A 19376-nucleotide genomic window follows, 5' to 3' on the forward strand; every position below is an offset into this window, starting at 1 on the left:
TCCGCGAGGAACACGAAACAACAGCTAGGAGAAGCGCGAGCTGGGTCAGGTGGGAGGAGATCAAGCGGATCGACTGGGATGAAGAGTCTGCTTTCCCGACGTCTTTATCCGCGAGTACCGCCGTGATCCGCAGGGCGAATGGCAGCTTCTCCGGCGGCATTGCCACGCCCTCAGGAGTTCATCGATCGCTGTGGGCAGCCGGCCCGCATCGCAGTACGAGCCGGTGAACACCTCCCCGAAGGCTCCCAGCGGGTCGACGGCGACCAGATGTTCCGTGTCGAGCGCCTCAGCCGCTGCGATGCCGTGCCCGGCGACCAGTGGGGCCCATCTGGTCCGTCATGAGCACCCTCGCCGACCTCCACGGGAGCGACGATGTCAGGCTGACCGTCTGGTTCGACGGCTGACGTCACACAGCCCGGACTCGGGGTGAACGAGTCGGTCCAATCGCGTGGACTGCCCGGCCCGTCCGCGCCGATGGGGGCGTCGGCGCGGACGGGCGACCCGCACGGGCGCGACCGCCCGCGCGCCCCGGATCAGGCCCCCACGGTCACCGTGAAGCGGCGGGGGTTGCCGTCGTTTGCCGCGCCCGAGACGTCGGGTTCGCCGTCGGGACGGACGTCGTCGTAGGGGAAGGCGTAGCCGATCGGGGTGTTGGCGTGGACTACGCGGGACCAGTGGTTGGTGGTCGGGTCCTGGTAGTAGTCGGCGGTCGAGGTGCCGTTCGGCTGGTCGGGGTGGGTGAGCATGAGGGAGCGGTTGAAGCCGGAGGCGAGGCGGGCCAGGAGGGCCTTCTTGTCGTCCGGGTCGGCCGGGTTGTTGGCGAACGGGCCGTGGTTGCAGGTGAAGATGTCCTTGGAGACGGGCTTGGTGAAGGTGTGCCCGCCCTCGAAGGTCAGGACGTCCCCGCTGACCCGGCCGGTGCGGACGCCGCGGCCGCCCTGGAGGTCGATCCGCAGGTCGGTGGAGCGGTACTTCTCCCAGACCTGGTCGATGTACGACGTGAACACATCGCGGAACGGCATCTCGTCCGGCCGGTCGAAGAACGGCGCCATCAGGTTCTGCGGTGAGATCACCCGCAGTACGTTGCCGTCCGCGCCGCGGATCACCAGCTTGTCCCACGGCTGGCCGTCGGCGGTGGCCTGGGCGGTGAGGCCGTCCGCGATCCGCTGTACCGCGCCGTCCGGGAGCGGTGCCACGGTGTGCGTCGCGTCGCCGGCCAGGGTCAGGCCGATCGGCAGTGCGGTGACCAGGTCGACGTAGCTGATGTTCGCGTACAACTGTTGCGGGTTGAAGGTGAACTCGCAGAAGGACCACGTGCGGCCGTAGTTGGCGTCGGTGGACGTCGCGAACGCCGGCTCGACCAGGGCGGGGCCGGGGTTGAGGTAGAACGTGAGCGTGTCGTCACGTACGAAGTAGACGCGGGCGCCGTACATCTGGGGCAAGGTCAGGACCACCGGTGCGCCACCCGCCGCGTTCAGCGGGATGGCGCAGTCGACCGGCAGCGGGGTCTGCGGTGCGGCGGGGGAGTCGGGGCGGTAGACGCCGCCGTCGGCCCGCAGCAGGACCCAGCGGTCGGTGCCCTGCTCGTGGCCGGTGACGTAGGCGTTGACGCTGCCCGGCAACGAGCGGTTCTCCAGGGCGAGTTCGCAGGTTGCGGGGGCAGCGGAGGCGCTCGGGCTCAGGGCGCTGCCCCAGGCGGGGTAGGTGAGGGCGGTCGCGGTGGCGGCGGCGCCGCCCGTCAGGAACAGCCTGCGCGAAATCATGAGAGGACTCCCGAGGTGTGTGGGGGCCACGGACGGGGCGATCGTGCGGGGGGTGAAAGCGGCGGGGGGTCCGCGGTGCGCTCCACTCTCGTGAGGGCCGCATCGGGCGTCAAGACTTATGACTGAGAGCGCTCTCAGAAACGGGAAGTCTTCACAACTCGGCGTAGTGCGCGGGAGGTTGCGGCCCGGCGTACCGGGCCGTGACGCGGTCAGACCGTGGCGTCCAGGAACGCGGTCCAGGCGGCGGGGGGAACCGTGAGAACGGGGCCGCCGGTGACCTTGGAGTCGCGGATGTGCACAGCGGCGGGGTGGGTGGCGACCTCCACGCAGTCACCGCCCTGGCTGCTGCTGTAGCTCGACTTGCGCCAGTCGTAGGCGACTTCGATGCAGTTGCCGCCCTGGTCGCTGCTGTAGCTGGACTTGAACCAGGCGAGGGCGGCGGTACGTGCGTGGGTCATGTCTCTCCAAGCAGTTCGTCCAGTAGGCGTGCGCTCTTTTCGACGGAAAGCGCCTGCGAACGCAGCATCCCATACATCTGCTGGAGCACGCAGACGTCATCCGGGTCCTCGTGCAGGTAGCTGGTCAGCTGGCCCTCCACGTAGACGAGCTGGTCGTGATCGGGGGTTTCCAGCAGCACCATCGGCCCAGCGAGCCCGGCATGCTTCGGAAGCTTCATCGGCATGATCTGGAGCCCCAGGAACGGGAGTTCCATGCACTGGCGCAGATGCCGGATCTGGTTCTGCAACATGGTGGGATCCCTGATCTCGCTGCGCAGAATGGTCTCCTCCAGCAAGAAGTGAAGCATGGGGCGTGGCTTGCGTTCGAGGAGCTTCTGGCGGTCGAGTCGGCCCGCCACCCACTCCTCCCGCTCGTCCTCTTCAAGAGGCGGATACTGGCAGGAAAAGACGAACCGGATGTACTCCTCGGTCTGGAGCAGCCCCGGCACCACCTGGTTCTGATACGAGAGCAGCGTCACTGCCTCTTGCTCGTACTCCACGTAGTCCTGTACGAACGCCGGGAACCGCTCCTTCTGCGGCACCTTCAACACCGCGACCTCCAACGCCCCTTTCGTGTCCAGTAGTTCATCCAGCAGGACCGCGAGTTCCCGCTGCAGTGTCCTGCGCCCCTGCTCGATTGACGCGATCGTGTCCTCGCCGACACAGCACCGCTCGGCGAGTGCCGCCTGTGTCATCCGCGCCGCCTTGCGGAACATCGCCAACTGGGCGCCGATCAGGTGCCAGGACGTGATCCGCTTGCTCTTCTTCTTTGCCGGTTGCATGGACTGCCTCTCCCCGTCACGAACCCCGGATGACCCGTCAGAAGGCGTACATCTCCGTTGTACGACCTGACGCGCTGCTCAACCGCAGTGACTTTGTGTGACGTTGGTGGCGTGAATGAAACAACTCAACTCCCCCACTTCCGCGAGGTGTTCCACCGCCGGGAACGCCGATCCGTGCCGCTCGTACGACAGTTCGTCCGTGAGGCTCTCGTCGACTGGGCGTGCGACGTCCGGACCGATGACGTGTTGCTCTGCGTGAGCGAACTCGTCACCAACGCCTTGCTGCACGGCGTCCCGCCCGGTCGTGGGTTCCGCCTCCACCTCCGCCTGGAACCGGCCGACGGCACCCTGCGCATCGAGGTCCACGACAGCGGTGACGGGGAGGTTCGTCTTGCCGATTCCAGGGCGGCGTCGGATGAGGAAGGGGGCCGTGGGTTGCGGCTGGTGGCGGCGCTCGCCGACAAGTGGGGGGTGGGGGAGCGGAACCCCGGCAAGGTGGTGTGGTGCGAGTTCGAGGTGTCGGTGGGGTGCGGCATGTCGACGAGATAGAACCGGGGGACGAGATACAAGATCGGCAGGGTCTACCGGTTCCGGCCGCGCGTGGGCTATCCCTGGAACGGCGGCCCCCGTCGGGGTCGTTTCCGTGGAAGTGGAAGTGGAAGTGGAAGGAGCCCTGCCATGGCCGACTGGTACGTGGACGATCGCTGCACCAACTGCGACGTGGCCCGACAGTTCGCACCCGAGTTGATCGGAGAGGAAGAAGGGACGTCGCGGATTCTGCGGCAGCCGAGCGACGAGGCGGAGAACCGGCGCTTACACGCCGCCGTCTTCGCCTGTCACACCCGCTCGATCCGGCCCGCGTCGGGGCAGCCGGACCCCGCGCTCGACCCGTTCCCGATGGCGCTGGACGACGGCGTACTGGTCTGCGGGCACAACTCCCAGCACACCGCCGGCGCCAACTCCTACCTCCTGCGACGCCCGTCCGGCACGGTCATGATGATCGACACCCCGCGCTGGAGCCCCGGGCTGGCCGAGCGGTACGTGGCGGCGACGGGGCCCGTCACCGATGTGCTGCTCACCCATCGCGATCACGTCGCGCACGGGCGCCGTTACGCCGACCACTTCGGCGCCCGGATGTGGATCCACGAGGGCGACCTCGACGCGGCGCCGGACGCGGACCAGGTGATCCGGGGGCTCGACCCGGTGGAGATCGGCGAGGGTGTCACCGCCCATCCGCTGCCCGGCCACACCCGGGGCAGCGTGCTCTATTTCGCGGACGACCGGTACTGCTTCAGCGGCGACAGCTTCTACTGGTCGCGTACGACAGAGGACCTCGAAGTCGCGGAGAGCGTGACTTGGTACTCCATCGAGGAGCTGGCCGCCTCCCTGGCAAGGACGGCGGGGCAGTTGCGGTTCGAGTGGGTGCTGCCCGGCCACGGCGACCGGCAGCGCCGGGAGGCCGAGGAGATGTCCCGGCGGTTGCACGCGCTGGCGGAACGTACGGCGCTGCTGCGGCCCCGGCCGATCGACTTCACCGCCCTCCGCTGGTGACGTTCCACGGCCGCTGGTGACGCCTGCCGGACCGGCTCCACGCCGTCCGGCAGGCGCTCGGTCGCCGAGGCGAAACCGTGGTCAGTTCATCGCCATGACGGTCGGCGTCTCCGCGGCCATCAGCATGTACGGGGCCTGCGGATCGGCGTTCATCGCTCCGACCCACCGGTTGTAGAACGCGGTCCCGGCATTCGCGGTCGAGCTCGAGTTGACCTCGAACAAGGCGAATGCCCAGACATGCGAGCAGATCAGGACGAACTCCTGCGCAGTGACACCACGAAGTGTGGCAGCGGCCGCTTGGGACCAGCGTCGATCGTTGTCAGCGAGGTTCTCGCTGATGAAAGCCCGGAGATCATCGCGTGACGTCCGGTTGCGCTTGAAGACTTGACGGGTGAACTGCCCTTGGACGAACTGCGAGCTGAAGGGAGTGGGAACCCACATCCAACTCCACCCAGGCCCGGTCCCGTTCCACTCGGTTTCCGCATCCGAATAGTCGTGGTTGGAGATCACGGATTGGAAAGACTTACCTGGAGCGTCCAGCTTGTGCATGCTGCCCCCTGATGTCATCCGTCGGTGAGCCGCGGCAGTGGACGCGCACCGCCCCCACCGCGTGCTCGTCATTCGGCAGCAGGCTACGTGGAGGGCTTCGGAGTGAGGGCCGGCTTCGGGGAACTTTTCCACTGTTCCTGCACATACCCGTGGTCCAAGGGGCGATTCCAGCCCGTTCAGCTCTTGTTCACTGCCGCCCACCGCCGTATCTGGCGATCAGTCACTGCCCCTGTCCCGCGCTCCGCTTGGACTTACGCAACGCGGTTGTTGGACTGGAGGGCTCCGAGTCGTCGCAGGTCGTTGACGGTGTCCGGTCACGGGGACTACTCAGGGCACATGTCGCGAAGATTCACTTCGGCGGGCGCCGTAGCCGCCGCCTCAGTCGCCGTCCTGGCGCTGGTGGGGACCGCGCTCCCCGCCACCGCCGCCGCTTCTCCCGCATCCGCCGCAGCCGGGCCGGCCGTACCCGCGGGCGCCACCGTCATCGGGTCCGCGCAGCTCTCGGTCGCCGTCGCGGACGACTTCCCGCGCGTTCTGGCGTACACCGACAAGGCCAGTGGAAGCCGGCTGTTCGGCAGTACGCAGCCGGTCACCGCCGTGACCCTGAACGGCACCGCGCACCCGGTGAAGCTCAAGGGCGCCCCCGTGGTCACCGCCTCGGCCGCCCGCTACACGCTGGTCTTCACCGACCTGCCCGGCATCGAGATCGACGCCTCGCTCTCCGTCTCCGGACGCGCCACCACCTTCAAGGTGACGGCCGTCCGCGACACCGAGGCGTTCCGTGTCGGCACCATCGACATCCCCGGCCACGACCTGGTCTCCGTCGGGTCCACGGACACCGGCGGGGCCACCGCCTTCACCCGGCTGGACAACGACTCGACGAAGACCGCCGATGTCTTCGGCAAGGTCACCGCGGACACCGCCGCCGACAAGGCGCCGGTGGGTGCCTCGTACGCGATTCTCAACACCGGGTCGCTCGCCGCGGCCGTGGAGTCCAACTCCTCGTACGACAAGCCGTCCGGTGCCACCGGCGGCGACGACGCCCGGTTCTGGCACCAGGCCCGCAAGGCCGACGACGGCAGCGTCCGGGTCGGCGTCTGGTCCGGCCAGTGGACCTACCGCGGGGACGGGGCGCCGAAGCCGGAGAGCGGGGACAACCTGCCCTGGGCGAAGGTCGTCGTCACCCCCGACGCCAACGGCGACAAGTCGGTCGACTGGCAGGACGGCGCCGTCGCGTTCCGCTCCATCGGCGTCAAGGCGCCCGGCAGCAAGGACACCCCGGACCGGGTCATCACCCACATCCCGTTCAACTTCGCCAGCCAGGCCACCCACCCCTTCCTGCGCACTCTCGACGACGTCAAGCGGGTCTCCCTGGCCACCGACGGTCTCGGGCAGCTCGCGATCCTCAAGGGCTTCGCCTCCGAGGGCCACGACTCCGCCCACCCCGACTACGGCGGCAACTACAACAAGCGCGCCGGCGGGCTGAAGGACCTCAACGAGCTCCTGAAGGACGGCAAGAAGTGGGGCGCCACCTTCGGCGTCCACATCAACGACACCGAGGCGTACCCGGAGGCCAACGCCTTCGACGAGAAGCTCGTCGACAAGACCAAGCCCGGCTGGAACTGGCTCGGCCAGAGCTACTACATCGACCAGCGCCGCGACGTGAACAGCGGTGACCTGGTCAAGCGGATACAGCAGCTGCGGGACGAGACGGACCGCAACCTCAGCCTGCTCTACTTCGACGTCTACTACACGCACGGCTGGATCCCCGACAAGACCCTCCAGGAAGTGCAGAAGCAGGGCTGGAACGTCGCCACCGAGTGGGCCGACAAGTTCGAGCGCGGCTCGCTCTGGTCGCACTGGGCCAATGACCTCGACTACGGACCCGCCACCAACAAGGGCCTCAACTCGAAGATCATCCGGTTCATCCGCAACGGCGAGAAGGACGTCTGGAACAACGACCCGGTCCTCGGCCAGACCGCGATCCAGGAGTTCGAGGGCTGGACCGGCGAGACCGACTGGAACGCCTTCTCCAACAACATCTGGCAGCGCAACCTGCCCGCCAAGTACCTCCAGCAGCAGAAGATCACCCGCTGGGACGGCAATGACATCACCCTCACCGGCGGTGTCCGGGGCACGATCGAGGACGGCAGGCGGACGTTCTACGACCACGGCCGCAAGGTCCTGAGCGGCACCGACTACCTGCTGCCGTGGGACGGCGGGAAGAAGCTGTACCACTACAGCAAGTCCGGCGGCACGAGCAGTTGGGCGGTGCCGTCGAAGGGCGCGTACACCGTCTACGAGCTTACCGACAACGGGCGGGTCGAGACCGGCACGGTCAAGCCCGTCGACGGGGAGATCACGCTGACGGCCAAGGCCGGTCAGCCGTACGTCCTCTACCCGGAGCAGGCGCCGGAGGCCGCCGACCCCCAGTGGGGCGAGGGCACCCCGGTCGACGACCCGGGCTTCAACGACAAGGGGCTGACCGCCTGGTCGAAGACCGGAACCGTCGCCCGTGAGACCGACGGCAAGGGCCTCAACAGCGCCCGGCTCTCCGGCAGCGGCACCGAGGCGCTCTCGCAGCGCATCGACGGCCTCGCCCCCGGCAAGCGCTACACCGCGTCCGCGCTCATCGAGGTCCAGCCCGGAAAGGCCCGGCACACCACGCTCTCCATCGGTGGGAAGTCCGTCTCGGTGGACCGCTCCACCGCGAAGGACTACGTCGCCGCGTCCGAGCGGCACGGTACGTACTTCCAGCGGGCCAAGGTGAACTTCACCGCCCCCGCGAACGGCAGCACCACCCTGCGCATCGAGGCGGCCGAAGGCAGCGCCGCGAGCGTGCGGGCCGATGACGTACGCATCGTCGCCAACGCCCCGACAACGAAGGAGAACAGCCTCTCCTACGAGGACTTCGAGGCCGTGGACCAGGGCTGGGGCCCCTTCCTCAAGGGCGACGCGGGCGGCTCCACCGACCCCCGCACCGTCATCTCCCAGCTGCACGCCCCGTACACCCAGGCCGGCTGGAACGGAAAGCTGATCGACGACGTGATCAGCGGCAAGGAGTCCCTCAAGTCCCACGAGGAGAACGCCGGACTCGTCTACCGCACCGCCCCGTGGACCGTGCCGATGGCCGACGGGCACCGCTACAAGGTCGAGTACGACTACCAGTCCAGCCATGAGGGCGCCTACGAGTGGGTCGACGGCTACGACCGGATCACCGCCGACGGCAAGCCCGACTCGGTCGAGACCCGGACCACCGCCATCGGACAGCAGCGCACCACCGGCCACTTCGCCGAGACCGTCACCGCGGGCTGTGGCGACACCTGGACCGGGCTGCGCAAGCGAGACGACGCCCCCGACGGCGCCGACTTCGTCCTCGACTCCTTCACCGTGACCGACCTCGGCCCGGCCCCCGACTCCGAGCAGGCCGCCTGCGGCACCCTCGGGATCGACCCGGGCGCCGAGACCCTGGAGCCGGGCACGGCCAACACCGTCAAGGTCTCGTTCGCCAACTACGAGGCGACGGCGGCGACCGGTGTCGCACTGAGCCTCTCCGTTCCCGAGGGCTGGAAGGCGGAGCCCTCGGGCGCCGTCACCTTCGACTCGGTCGCGGCGGGCACCGAGGTCACCGGCAGCTGGCGGGTCACTCCGCCGGTCGATGCCAAGTACCAGGTGTACGGCCTGAGTTCCGAGGCGAAGTACACGGTCGGCGGCGCACAGCGCACGCTCGGCGCCCAGACCTCCGTACGGACCCTGCCGCCGCCGCCCACCACCGACAGCTGGGCCAGCGACCTGGACTGGACGGCCTCCGAGAACGGCTGGGGCCCGGTGGAGAAGGACCTCTCCAACGGTGAGACCGGCACCGGCGACGGCTCCCCGCTGACCATCGGCTCCACCGTCTACACCAAGGGCCTCGGCAGCCACGCACCGGCGAAGATCCGCTACTACCTCGGCGGGAAGTGCACCTCGTTCACCGCCCGGGTCGGCGTGGACGACGTGCAGAAGAGCGCCGGCAGCGTGCAGTTCTCCGTCACGGCCGACGGCACCGAGAAGGTGAAGTCGCCCGTGCTGAAGGCGGCCGACAGCGCCTGGTCGCTGACGGCGGACGTCACCGGAGCCAAGTACGTCGAACTGGTCGTCGGCGACGGCGGCGACGGCAACGGCAACGATCACGCGGACTGGGGTGACGCACGCTTCCATTGCGGAAGCTGATCCACCATGATGCGGAACGGGTGCTCACCATGTGTGTGCCCGTCCCGCATCGTGCATGCAGGGCGATTCCCTGACTACATGGAGCCGCACATGCCGAACTCGCCCGCCTGGTCCCGCCGTACCCTGTTGACCCTCTCCGCCGCCACCGCCCTGGCCGTCGCCCTGCCCGGTTCCGCCACGGCCGCCGGTACCGCCGCGGACGTCGACGAATTCGACGTCCTCTGCCGCCGCTGGGCCGGCATCGCGCTCGGCACCGGCTACGACCCGAGGAACGAACCCTTCGCCTCCCGCCTGGCCGATACGGGCACACTCGCCCGCGGGTTCCGGTCGACGATGAGCCCGGCCGCGGACTCGCTGTGGCCCGGCGTCGCGTACAACCCGCCGTCCGGCATCACCCAGAGCTACAGCCGGCTCTGGACGATGACCCAGGCGTACGTCCAGCCCGGCACCGGCTCGACCAACGACGCCGCCCTCCTCGCCGACATCCTCCGCGGCTGGGACCACCTGGCCGCGACCGCCTACCACTCCTCCGTCACGCCGTACGGCAACTGGTGGGAGTGGCAGATCGGCAGTCCGCGCATCCTGATGGACATCGCCGCCGTGCTGTACGGACAGCTGGGCGCGGCCCGCGTCGAGGCGGCCTGCGCGGCCGTCGACCACTTCATCCCCGACGAGGTCCTGCGCGTCTACAGCGGCACCTCCACCGGCGCCAACCGGGTCGACCTGTGCCGCTCCGTCGCCCTGCGCGGGGTCCTCGGCCGGGCACCCGCCAAGGTCGCCCTCGCCAGGGACGCCCTGTCACCCGTCTTCCCGTACGTCACCAAGGGGGACGGCCTGTACGCGGACGGGTCGTTCATCCAGCACACCACCGTCGCCTACTCCGGCACCTACGGCCAGGTCATGCTCGACGGGCTCGGCCGGCTCTTCGCCCTGCTCGCCGGATCCACCTGGGCCGTCACCGACCCGAACCGGCAGGTCATCCTGGACAGCGTCGAGCACGCCTACGCGCCGCTGATCCACAACGGCCTGATCATGGACAGCGTCAGCGGTCGTGCCATCAGCCGCGGTTACATGAAGCACGACGACCTCCAGGTGATGCGCAGCGACCACTTCCACGGGCAGGGCGTCATAGCCGGGATCGCCCTCCTCGCCGCGAGCGCCTCGGTGGCCGAGCGCGACCGGTGGCACGGCATGGTCAAGGGCTGGATCGCCCGTGAGCAGACCAGCGCGATCCTCACCGCCCGCCAGTTCTCCGTCGCGGACCTGGCCCGGCTGCACGCGGTCCAGGACACCGCCGTCCCCGCCGCACCGGAGCGGGTGGGCCACCACCTCTTCGCCCAGATGGCCCGCGCCGTGCACCGGCGCCCGGACTGGGCCGCCGGCATCTCCATGGCCTCCGAGCGGATCTCGTACTACGAGTGCGGCAACGGCGAGAACCCGCGCGGCTGGCACACCGGCGCCGGAATGCTCTACTGGTGGCCGGGAGCGAAGCAGAACGACCAGTACACCGACTGGTTCTGGCCCACCGTCAACCCCTACCGGCTGCCCGGCACGACCGTGTCCACCAAACGGCTCGCCGACCGCGCCGGCGGTGAATGGGGTGCGGCCAGGCCCGCGGCGCGATGGGTCGGCGGCGCCACCGACGGCGAGTACGGCGCGGTCGGCCAGCACCTCAAGGGCCTCGGCTCCACCCTGGACGCCCGCAAGTCGTGGTTCTGCGCCGCCGACACGGTCATCTGTCTCGGCGCCGGCATCACCGCCACCGACGGGGTGCCCGTCGAGACGATCGTCGACAACCGCATGCTCGGCTGGAACGGCACCGAACCGCTCACCGTCGACGGCCGCGCCGAACCCCGCTGGGCCCATCTGGAGGGCCACGGCGGCTGGGTCTTCCCCGGCGGTGCGGACCTGCGCACCTTGCGCGAGGACCGCACCGGCGCCTGGTCCGACATCAACATCATCAGCTCCACCGAGCGCCGCACCCGCCGCTACCAGACCCTCTGGCTCGACCACGGCACCGACCCGGAGGCCGCCGGCTACGTCTACCTGCTGATGCCCGGCGCCTCCCGCCGCACCGTCGCCGCCCGCGCCGCCGACGGAGGGTGGCTGACCGTGCTCGCCAACACCGCCGCCGCCCAGGCGGTCGCGGTGCCTTCGCAGGGGTTGACCGCCGCCAACTTCTGGCGGGCGGGCACGGCCGGACCGCTCTCCGTCACGGCCCCGGCGAGCGTGCTCGTACGGCAGCGGCGGGAGACGACGACGCTGTGCGTGAGCGGGCCGGACCGCAGCGGCGCCCCGGTGGAGGTGGTGTGGGAGCGGCCGGTACGGGAGGTCCTCTCCGCGGACCCGGGGATCGAGGTGCGCGCCACCGGACGGCGCCTGGTGCTCCGGGTCGATCCGGGGACGGCGGGCGTCACCCTCCGGTGTGACGTCCGGTAGACACCGGGTGACCGGAGTATGTCCAGGGACTGGGAGTGGCGCCCGCTACGCGCGTATTCTCATGCGCCATGGGGGAGTTGAAGGCGGACTGGCGGCTCCGGCTGCGACAGGGCGCCGCGGACGGGCCCGTCTGCGGCGCCGGTGTGCTGCTCACTCAGGACCGGGCACTCACCTGCGCGCACGTCGTGGGGGAGCCGGACGCCCGGATCTGGGTGGAATTCGCCGAGAACCCCGCCATCGCCCCGGTCGGGGCACGCGTGGCCGAGGGCGGCTGGCTGCCCGGTCTCGGGGCGACCCGCGAGGACATCGCCGTACTCGCCCTGGACAGCCCGCGCCCGCACGCCACCCCCGCGACGCTCGACCGGAGCCTGGAGCGCGGCCGCGAGGTGTGGATCGGCGGGTACGCGCGGTCCTTCGCCGACGGGATGTGGCTGACCGGGCGGATCAGCGGAGCGCACGGCGCGTGGATCCAGCTCGACGCCGGGCGCAACGAGCAGGTGGTGAAACCGGGGTTCAGCGGGGCCGCCGTGCAGGTGCGCGGCGGGCCGGCCGGATCGCCCGAGCGGGTCGTCGGGATGGTCGTCAGCTGGCGCGGCGACCTCGACCTGGCGCTGCCCGCCGAGAACGACCTGGCGTTCTCGTACATGATCCCGATCGATCGGATCGCCGAACTCGTCCCGCTGGTCGCCGAGTTGAGCGGCCCGGACGGCTGGGACCACGGGCTGGCCCGGCGGCTGCGGAGATGGTTCGCCGGGGGCGACGAACCCGCGGTGCGCTTCAGCGTCGTACCGCACGGCGGCGGCCGCGACCGCACCCTCCGCCACCACCTGCACCGCGCCCATCTCGTCTACCGGGGCGGACGCACCACCCCCGAGGACTTCGTCGACGAGCTGGTGACCAGGCTGCGGCCGCCCCGCCACCAGGCCCAGGCGTACCGCGAGTGGTTGCTCGTGGGCGGCACCCCGCCCGGGTGGCCGGTGGACGGCGGGCCCGGGAGCGCGGGGCCCACCCTCGCCGTGATCGGCCTCGACGAGGACCGGCAGCCGCACCGGCTGGTGCCCCTGCTCGCACGGGTGCGGACGCTCGGCTTCCGGCTGCTCGTCGTCGTGCGGGACAGCCGCGGCGAAGAGGTGAACGAGGTGGCGCGGCAGCTGCTGTTACCCGCCCTCGACGAGCGGGCCGCCGAACTGGTCCGCCGCGTCGAGGGCATCGAAACGGAGTGGGCCGGGCTGAACGGCCTGGTGGAATCGGCCTCCCTGAGCCCCCTGCCGCGGACCGACGCGGCCCGCCGCCGGCAGCAGCTGGCACGACTGCGCACCGTCGACGACCCGTACGAGCGGCTCAGGGCCCTGCGCGCCCTGCTGCGTGAACTCCGGGCGGACCTGGAGAGGCACGGCCGGGCGGACGTACCCGGACAGCGCGGCGACCAGGGACGGGCCGGTCACCGATGAGGATTCCCTGCCCGCACCGCCGGTTCACCGGAGCCCCCTGCGACGGCGCCGTGCAGCCCACCGGCTACTGCGACACCTGCGGCCGCTCCGAGGACGGCCCGGGACTCCCGCCGCTGCCCGCCGCCCCCGACAAGTGCGGGCCCAGAGGACTGCTGGAACTGCCCCTGCTCAGCCCGAGCACCCCCGAACAGCGGCTGAGCGCCGCCGTGACACAGGCACACGTCCGGATGAGCTGCTCGTCCAAGTCCTGCGCCACGTACTTCGTCGCCCCGTACACCGCCGCCCCGCCGCCCGACGAGGGCCACTGCCCCAGATGCGGCGCCCCGTACTCCTACCGCCCCGAACTCCACCGGGACGGGCCGCTGCTCCAGGACCAGTACCGGATCCTCGGGCCCATCGCCCACGGCGGCCAGGGCTGGGTCTACCTCTCCTTCGACACCCACCTGGAAGACCTCGTCGCCGTGAAGGGGATGCTGAACCGGTACGCGGAACGGGGCGCCGCCCAGGCCGCCGAGGAGCGCCGCAGCCTCGTCGCCATCCGGCACGAACGCATCGTCCAGATCCGGGACTTCGTCAGCACCAGCAGCGAGGACGGCACGGTCTCCGGCGGCTACATCGTGATGCAGGACGTCGGCGACCGCACACTCTCCGCCGTCGTCGAATCGACCCGGCAGGGCAACTTCGTCCTCGACATCGAGCACGTCATCACCTACGGCTGCCAGATCCTCGAAGCCCTCGCCCATCTGCACGGCATGGGATTCCTGTACGGGGACATGAAGCCGTCCAACGTCGTCCACCAGCACGACGGCGTCAAGGTCATCGACCTCGGCGGGGTGCGGGGGAGCGGATCCGCCGGGCCACCGCCCGTCATCACCCCCCGGTACGCCGCGCCCGAGATGGTCAGCGGCAGTCCGCTCACCGTCGCCCACGACATCCACACGGTCGGGGCGACACTGGCCGAACTGGCGGGCTGGGCGGTCGGTGACGACGTACCCGGCCTCGGCATCAGCTCGTTCCGGCTGGTCGTGGAGCGGGCGACCGACCAGGACCCGGAACGCCGGTTCGCCGACGCCGAGGAGATGGCGGGCCAGCTGCGCGGAGTGCTGCGCGAGATCCGGGCACTGCGCGGGAAGCGGGACCGGACCGAACCATCCGCGTACTTCACCCCGTCCACCGAACTGCTCGGCGCGAGGCTGGGCTCCGTACCCGACTACGCGCACTGGCTGGACCGTACTCCGCACCGCCGCGACGAGACGCGCGAAGCGCCCGCCCTGGACCCCGGGCTCCCCACCCCCACCGAGATCGCCCGTCGGCTGCCGGTGCCCAGGCCCTATCCGGGGGACCCGGAGGCCGCCCGGTTCCTGGTCAGCAGCTACGACCCCGGCCGGCTGCTGGCCCAGCCCGCCGAGGGGGAGCGGTCGGTGGAGATCTGTCTGCACAACGCCCGGCTGCTGCTCGGCCAGGAGGGCGTCGAAGCGCTGACCCGGGCGCGCGAACAGGTGGAGGCGGCGAACGCCATACCCGGCCCCGGCCCGGTGCGGCAGTGGCGGCTGAGCTGGCACTGGGGCCTCGTCGCGCTGCGCAGCGCGGAGGTCCTGGACGACCGGCGGCAGCTGCTGGAGGCCGCCCGGGAGCACTTCGCCGCCGTCCACCGCGCGCTGCCCGGCGAGTACGCCGCGAAGCTGGCCCTGGCCTACGCCGCGGAACAGCTCGGCCCGGACCGCCCGGCCGGTCCGATCCCGTCGGCGTACGAACTCTTCCGGGCCGTGCACGCCCGCAACCCCTCCCACGTCGGTGCCGCGCTGGGCCTGGCCAGGCTGGCCCTGGCGCGCGGCGACCGGGACGCGGCGGCCGAGGTCCTGGACCTGGTGCCGGACGAGTCGCGGGACCACACCGTCGCCCGGATCGCCGCGCTGCGCATCCGGGCGGCCCGGCTCGCGGCGGGCGGGCGGCCGCTGCCCGGGAAGCGGCGGATCGACGCCGTGCTCGCCGCGGTACCCCTGCGCGAAGGCGGCCCGGCACCGCATCCGGCATCCGTGGTGACGGGCGACGAATCGGCCCGGCTGCTGCGCACCGAACTGTACGAGTGGAAGCTCGACGCGGTCCGGGACGAGGCCGGCGGCCCGCGGCACGACGGCCGCTGGTGGCGGCGGGGACTGCCACCGGCGCCGATGCCCGGGGAACGGGCCGTACGGGAGGACCTGGCCCGGTGCTACCGCTGGATGGCCCGGCAGTGCAAGGACACCGCCGACCACGAGAAGCTCATCGACCTCTCGCACGCCGTCCGCCCGCAGACCCGCTTCTGGTTCCCACCCCGACGCCGTACCCCTGGAGGCAGTTGAATGGGCCGCACCGCCGCGTCGACCGGCCTCGGGATCAGCCTCTCCGTCCAGGTCGCGGAGCAGCAGCGGCCGGACCCGGACGCCCGGATCGACGCCCATGTGAGGGTCCGGGCGCTCGCCGTCGGGCCGCGCGACCGGATTCCCGCCGTCGACATCGCGCTGGTCATCGCGGTGGACGTGGCCGCCGGGCGGCGTGACGCGGCCGTCGCGGCGCTGACCGACGCCGTGGGCGCCCTGCCCGACGGGATCTCCTACACCGTGCTGGGCGGCGAAGCCTCGCAGTGCTACCCGCTGCGCGGCCGGTGGGCGCTCGCCGGCCCCGACGACCGGCGCCACGCCGTTTTCAGCGTCGGACGGATCACCGCGTCCGCCGAGGGACAGGAGCCGTCCGGATACACCACCTGGCTGGCCAGGGCGCGCGAACTCTTCGCCGAACGCGCCCTCCCCGTACGGCACCTGGTGCTCATCACCGACGGCTCCAGCCGGGGCGACGAGGACGACACCTCCCGCCCGGACAGCGCACTGAACATCGAACTCGCCCGCTGCGAAGGAGAGTTCACCGCCGACGTCATCGCCCCGGGAGCGGGCTGGGACCCGGCTCCGCTGCTCGCCGTCACGGAACGGCTGCACGGCGCCGCCGCGTCCTCGCCCGACGCCTTCGCCCCCGCGGTCGCCGAGGCCCTGGGCAGGCTGCGCCGGGTCCGCAGCCCCGAGCTCCCCATCGAGGTGACCGTGCGCCCGAATGTGCGGGAAGCGACGCTGATCGAGACCGCACCGCACCAGCAGCGGCTGGAGCCGGAACCGGTCCGGGACGATCCACGCCGGCTGGAGTTCCGCACCCACCAGTGGAAGCCGGAATCCCGCGACTACCTCCTCACCCTCCGGGCCGACGCGAGCAACGACCCGCTGGGCGTGCCCCTCCAGCTCGCCGCGGTCATCGTCGGCGGCGCCACCGAAGCGGTCGTGGTCCGCTGGCTGCCGCCGGGAACCGCCGCGGCCACCGCGCGCATCTCCGGCGCCGCGGGCCGCGACATCCACACCATGAACGTCTCCACGCGGATGCGGACCGCCCTCAACGACGGGTACGCCGCCCTCGACCTGGGGAGCCGCGAGCGGGCCGAGGCGAAGCTCGGACTCGCCGTCCGGCTCGCCACCGAGATCGCCGCGGACTGGGTCCTGGACGAGGTCCGCAAGGTCGCCCGCATCGTGGACGGCCAGCGGGGGATCGTCCGGATCGGGCCGACCGTCGACCCGGGCACCGTCCGCCAGGGAATGCTGAGCATCACCTCCGGGCACCCGGTCGAGCTGCCCCCGGTGCCCCGGGCCGGTACGGAGACCCAATGCCCGCACTGCGACCATCCGGCCGGACCCGCGGCCGCGTTCTGCATCGACTGCGGGAGGCAGCTGTGAGGCTCGGACCGGCCCGGTCGCGCAGGAGCGCCTACCGCTCCCGCACCCGGCGGCTGCTGGAGTGGCATCTGGCCGCGATGCTGGTGGCCGCCCTGGTCTCGATGAGTGCCCTGCTCGTCTCGTACCGCGAGGTCCAGATCTCGGCGGGCGAGATGCGCGCCCGTGGCGCCCCGGCCGTACAGGGCGTGGCCGCCACCCAGCTCGCCCTGCTGCGCGCCCACGAGGAGGCCGATCGCTCCGTGCGGCACCGCATCACCGATGTGGTGGGCGCCGGTGCCGGCTACGAGAACCAGCTCGCCGCCGCCGACCAGGGCCTGTCCCGCCTCTCCGACGTACAGATCGACGGGGACCGCGGCCGTGGGGTGCTCGAAACCGTGAACGGGCTGCTCACCTCGTACAGCAGCTCCATCACCCCCGGCGCGGTGAAGTACGTGTCGGACGATCTGATGCAGGAGGAGAAGTTCGCCGAGGCCGAGAGGCTCCTCACTCGTGAGCGCACCGGTGTGGTGCCGCGCCTGGACGTCCTCCAGGGGCACCAGATGGCCCGGATCGACACGCTCAGCTCGATGAGCGCCCTGCAGTGGTCCGGCTGGGCGGTCGCCGAACTCGGCCTGCTGGCCATGGTCCTGATCACCCTCTCCGCGCTGTGGGTGCTGCGCACCCGCTGCGGCCACAGCCTCGACCTCTGTCTGCTGGTCTCGCTGCTGGCCGTGGTCTTCCTGGCGACGGGCCCGCTGATCGCGACGAGCGTCACCCAGGACCGGTTGGGCACGGCCCGCGACGGGCTGGTCCGGATCGAACAACAGGCTGACGACCACAGCGATCTGGCCAGGTCCCAGCAGACCGTCACCGAGACAGCGACCCGGGTGCGCGCCGGGCTGGCCGCCCAGGGCTGGCAGAGCGGCATGTACTACGGGGCGCTCACCGCCGGTGCCCTGATCGTGCTGCTGCCCGCCGTCGGCATCGGCCGGCACCTGAACGCCGACTACTGGAGGACCGGATGATGCTGCGCGCCCGCGCGGTCCTGCTCGTCCTGTGTCTGATGCTGGCCGCGACGGGCTGCGGGCTCGCCGCTCCCGGCGGCGGCGACGAGCAGCCGAAGGTGACCATCCTCGGGCCGTGGACCGACAACCAGGAGACGCAGTTCAAGGCCGTCCTGGACACGTTGGGCACCCCTTACACCTACCAGGGCACCGCCGCCAGCCGGGAGGTCCTGCTCGCCGCGGTGCAGGCGGGCAATCCGCCCGACATCGCGATCCTGCCGGGCGTCGGGGATCTCGTCGAGTACGCCGCCGAGCGCCGGCTGCACCCGCTGGGCGGCAAGGGCGCGGCCGCGAAGTACGGCAAGCCCTGGCAGCCGGAGGCGAGGGGCATCGAGGCGGACCTCTGGGTGGCTCTCAAGGCGGACCTCAAGAGCATCGTCTGGTACCGCAAGGACCGGCCGCCGCCCTCCTACCCGGCGCCGCTGACCTCCTGGTGCATCGGCATGGGCGACGACGGGGCATCGGGCTGGCCGGGCAGCGACTGGATCGAGGACCTGATCCTGCAGACGGCGGGCCCGGTGCTGTACGAGCGATGGGCGACCGGGGGCCTGAAGTGGACGGACGGCCCGGTGCTCAATGCCTGGAGCCTGTGGGCCGGCCTGCTGGCCCAGGACCGGGACGCGGCCGGCCGGGCCCTGCTCGACGACCACCGGGGCGGGCCCGACGGGCGCGGGCTGCTCTTCGACGGCGGTTGCGACCTGGAGCACCAGGGCTCCTTCGCCAGGTCCTTCTACGGGGACCACAGCGGGCAGGCCGCCTTCACGGACTCCGCGCCACTGCTGCCCTCGGGCCCGAGGATCAAGGGACGCGAGGTGTCCGCCGACTTCGCCGCGCTCTTCGGCAGCTCGACACAGGCCCGCGATCTGCTCACCCGGCTCACCTCCCGCGAGGCCCAGGCGGAGTGGGGCCGCAAGGCCGGGGTATTCTCGCCGAACTCCGACGTGCCCGCCAGGAAAGGTACGGTCGAGAAGCAGATCAGCAGCCGTCTCACCGACCAGCGCGTGCCCCTCTGTCTGGACGCCTCCGATGTGATGCCCGCCGCCGTACGGGACGCCTTCTACGAGGCGGTGCTGCTGACCATCGCCCACCCCGATGCCCCGGTGCGGGACCGGCTGGATGACATCCAGCGGGTCCAGGCCGCCCAACCGGGCCACACCCCGAGGCTGACAGGGGTGTGCAGCAGACCACAGTGAGCCTTTGTCGGACTCGCACAAAGACTGCCCCGTACCGGCTGGTACTTCGCCTGCATACCGTCCGGATTCTGTTGGGCTCCACCAGGAAACGGGTCAGGAGACTGTACGGAGTCGACGGCAGGGTTTACTTGCTCGGCTTCGTAG

Annotated in this window: 13 protein-coding genes; 9 read left to right on the top strand and 4 right to left on the bottom strand. The window is 71.0% G+C overall.

Features of this window, described 5'->3' with window-relative positions:
* Positions 1 to 533: 533 nt before the first annotated feature.
* The 3 genes from OG978_RS29105 to OG978_RS29115 form a co-directional block, all read right to left on the bottom strand.
* The gene (locus OG978_RS29105) at positions 534 to 1763 is read right to left on the bottom strand and encodes a glycoside hydrolase family 64 protein (RefSeq protein WP_326768052.1); all 1230 of its coding nucleotides are present in this window, start codon (positions 1761 to 1763) and stop codon (positions 534 to 536) included.
* 209 nt (positions 1764 to 1972) lie between these two features.
* Positions 1973 to 2221, bottom strand: a complete 249-nt coding sequence (locus tag OG978_RS29110) for a DUF397 domain-containing protein (protein WP_326768053.1) — start codon at positions 2219 to 2221, stop codon at positions 1973 to 1975.
* Positions 2218 to 3042, bottom strand: a complete 825-nt coding sequence (locus OG978_RS29115) for a helix-turn-helix domain-containing protein (RefSeq protein WP_326768054.1) — start codon at positions 3040 to 3042, stop codon at positions 2218 to 2220. The genes OG978_RS29110 and OG978_RS29115 overlap by 4 nt, the downstream gene beginning before the upstream one ends.
* Positions 3043 to 3153: 111 nt before the next feature.
* On the opposite strand from OG978_RS29115, the gene OG978_RS29120 reads away from it, so the two are divergent.
* A complete protein-coding gene (locus OG978_RS29120) occupies positions 3154 to 3591 on the top strand; it encodes an ATP-binding protein (protein WP_326768055.1) in 438 nt (145 codons plus the stop codon).
* Positions 3592 to 3720: 129 nt separating this feature from the next.
* Positions 3721 to 4593 carry an MBL fold metallo-hydrolase gene (locus OG978_RS29125; protein ID WP_326768056.1) on the top strand — a complete coding sequence of 291 codons (873 nt, stop codon included), beginning with the start codon at positions 3721 to 3723 and terminating at the stop codon, positions 4591 to 4593.
* A gap of 81 nt (positions 4594 to 4674) precedes the next feature.
* Here OG978_RS29125 and OG978_RS29130 read toward each other — a convergent pair whose 3' ends face one another.
* Positions 4675 to 5142, bottom strand: a complete 468-nt coding sequence (locus OG978_RS29130; RefSeq protein WP_326768057.1) for a hypothetical protein — start codon at positions 5140 to 5142, stop codon at positions 4675 to 4677.
* Positions 5143 to 5478: 336 nt separating this feature from the next.
* Here OG978_RS29130 and OG978_RS29135 point away from each other — a divergent pair, with 336 nt between their 5' ends.
* The 7 genes from OG978_RS29135 (at position 5479) to OG978_RS29165 (ending at position 19232) form a co-directional block, all read left to right on the top strand.
* Positions 5479 to 9354: an endo-alpha-N-acetylgalactosaminidase family protein gene (locus tag OG978_RS29135; RefSeq protein ID WP_326768058.1), complete on the top strand. Its 3876-nt coding sequence runs from the start codon at positions 5479 to 5481 to the stop codon at positions 9352 to 9354.
* Between the two features lie 78 nt (positions 9355 to 9432).
* A complete protein-coding gene (locus tag OG978_RS29140) occupies positions 9433 to 11793 on the top strand; it encodes a polysaccharide lyase 8 family protein (protein WP_442817759.1) in 2361 nt (786 codons plus the stop codon).
* A 68-nt stretch (positions 11794 to 11861) separates the two neighbouring features.
* Positions 11862 to 13244, top strand: coding sequence for a S1 family peptidase (locus OG978_RS29145; protein ID WP_326768060.1), 1383 nt, complete (start codon positions 11862 to 11864; stop codon positions 13242 to 13244).
* Positions 13241 to 15586 (top strand): serine/threonine protein kinase, encoded by a 2346-nt coding sequence (locus OG978_RS29150; RefSeq protein ID WP_326768061.1) that lies wholly within the window; start codon positions 13241 to 13243, stop codon positions 15584 to 15586. The genes OG978_RS29145 and OG978_RS29150 overlap by 4 nt, the downstream gene beginning before the upstream one ends.
* Complete coding sequence (locus tag OG978_RS29155; protein ID WP_326768062.1) at positions 15587 to 16996, top strand: hypothetical protein; 1410 nt, start codon at positions 15587 to 15589, stop codon at positions 16994 to 16996.
* On the top strand, positions 16993 to 18000 hold the full coding sequence (locus OG978_RS29160; RefSeq protein WP_326768063.1) for a hypothetical protein: 1008 nt from the start codon (positions 16993 to 16995) through the stop codon (positions 17998 to 18000). The genes OG978_RS29155 and OG978_RS29160 overlap by 4 nt, the downstream gene beginning before the upstream one ends.
* Positions 17997 to 19232, top strand: a complete 1236-nt coding sequence (locus OG978_RS29165; protein WP_326768064.1) for an ABC transporter substrate-binding protein — start codon at positions 17997 to 17999, stop codon at positions 19230 to 19232. The genes OG978_RS29160 and OG978_RS29165 overlap by 4 nt, the downstream gene beginning before the upstream one ends.
* The last annotated feature ends 144 nt before the right edge of the window (positions 19233 to 19376 follow it).

The sequence above is a fragment of the Streptomyces sp. NBC_01591 genome (assembly GCF_035918155.1).
Classification (GTDB): Bacteria; Actinomycetota; Actinomycetes; order Streptomycetales; family Streptomycetaceae; genus Streptomyces.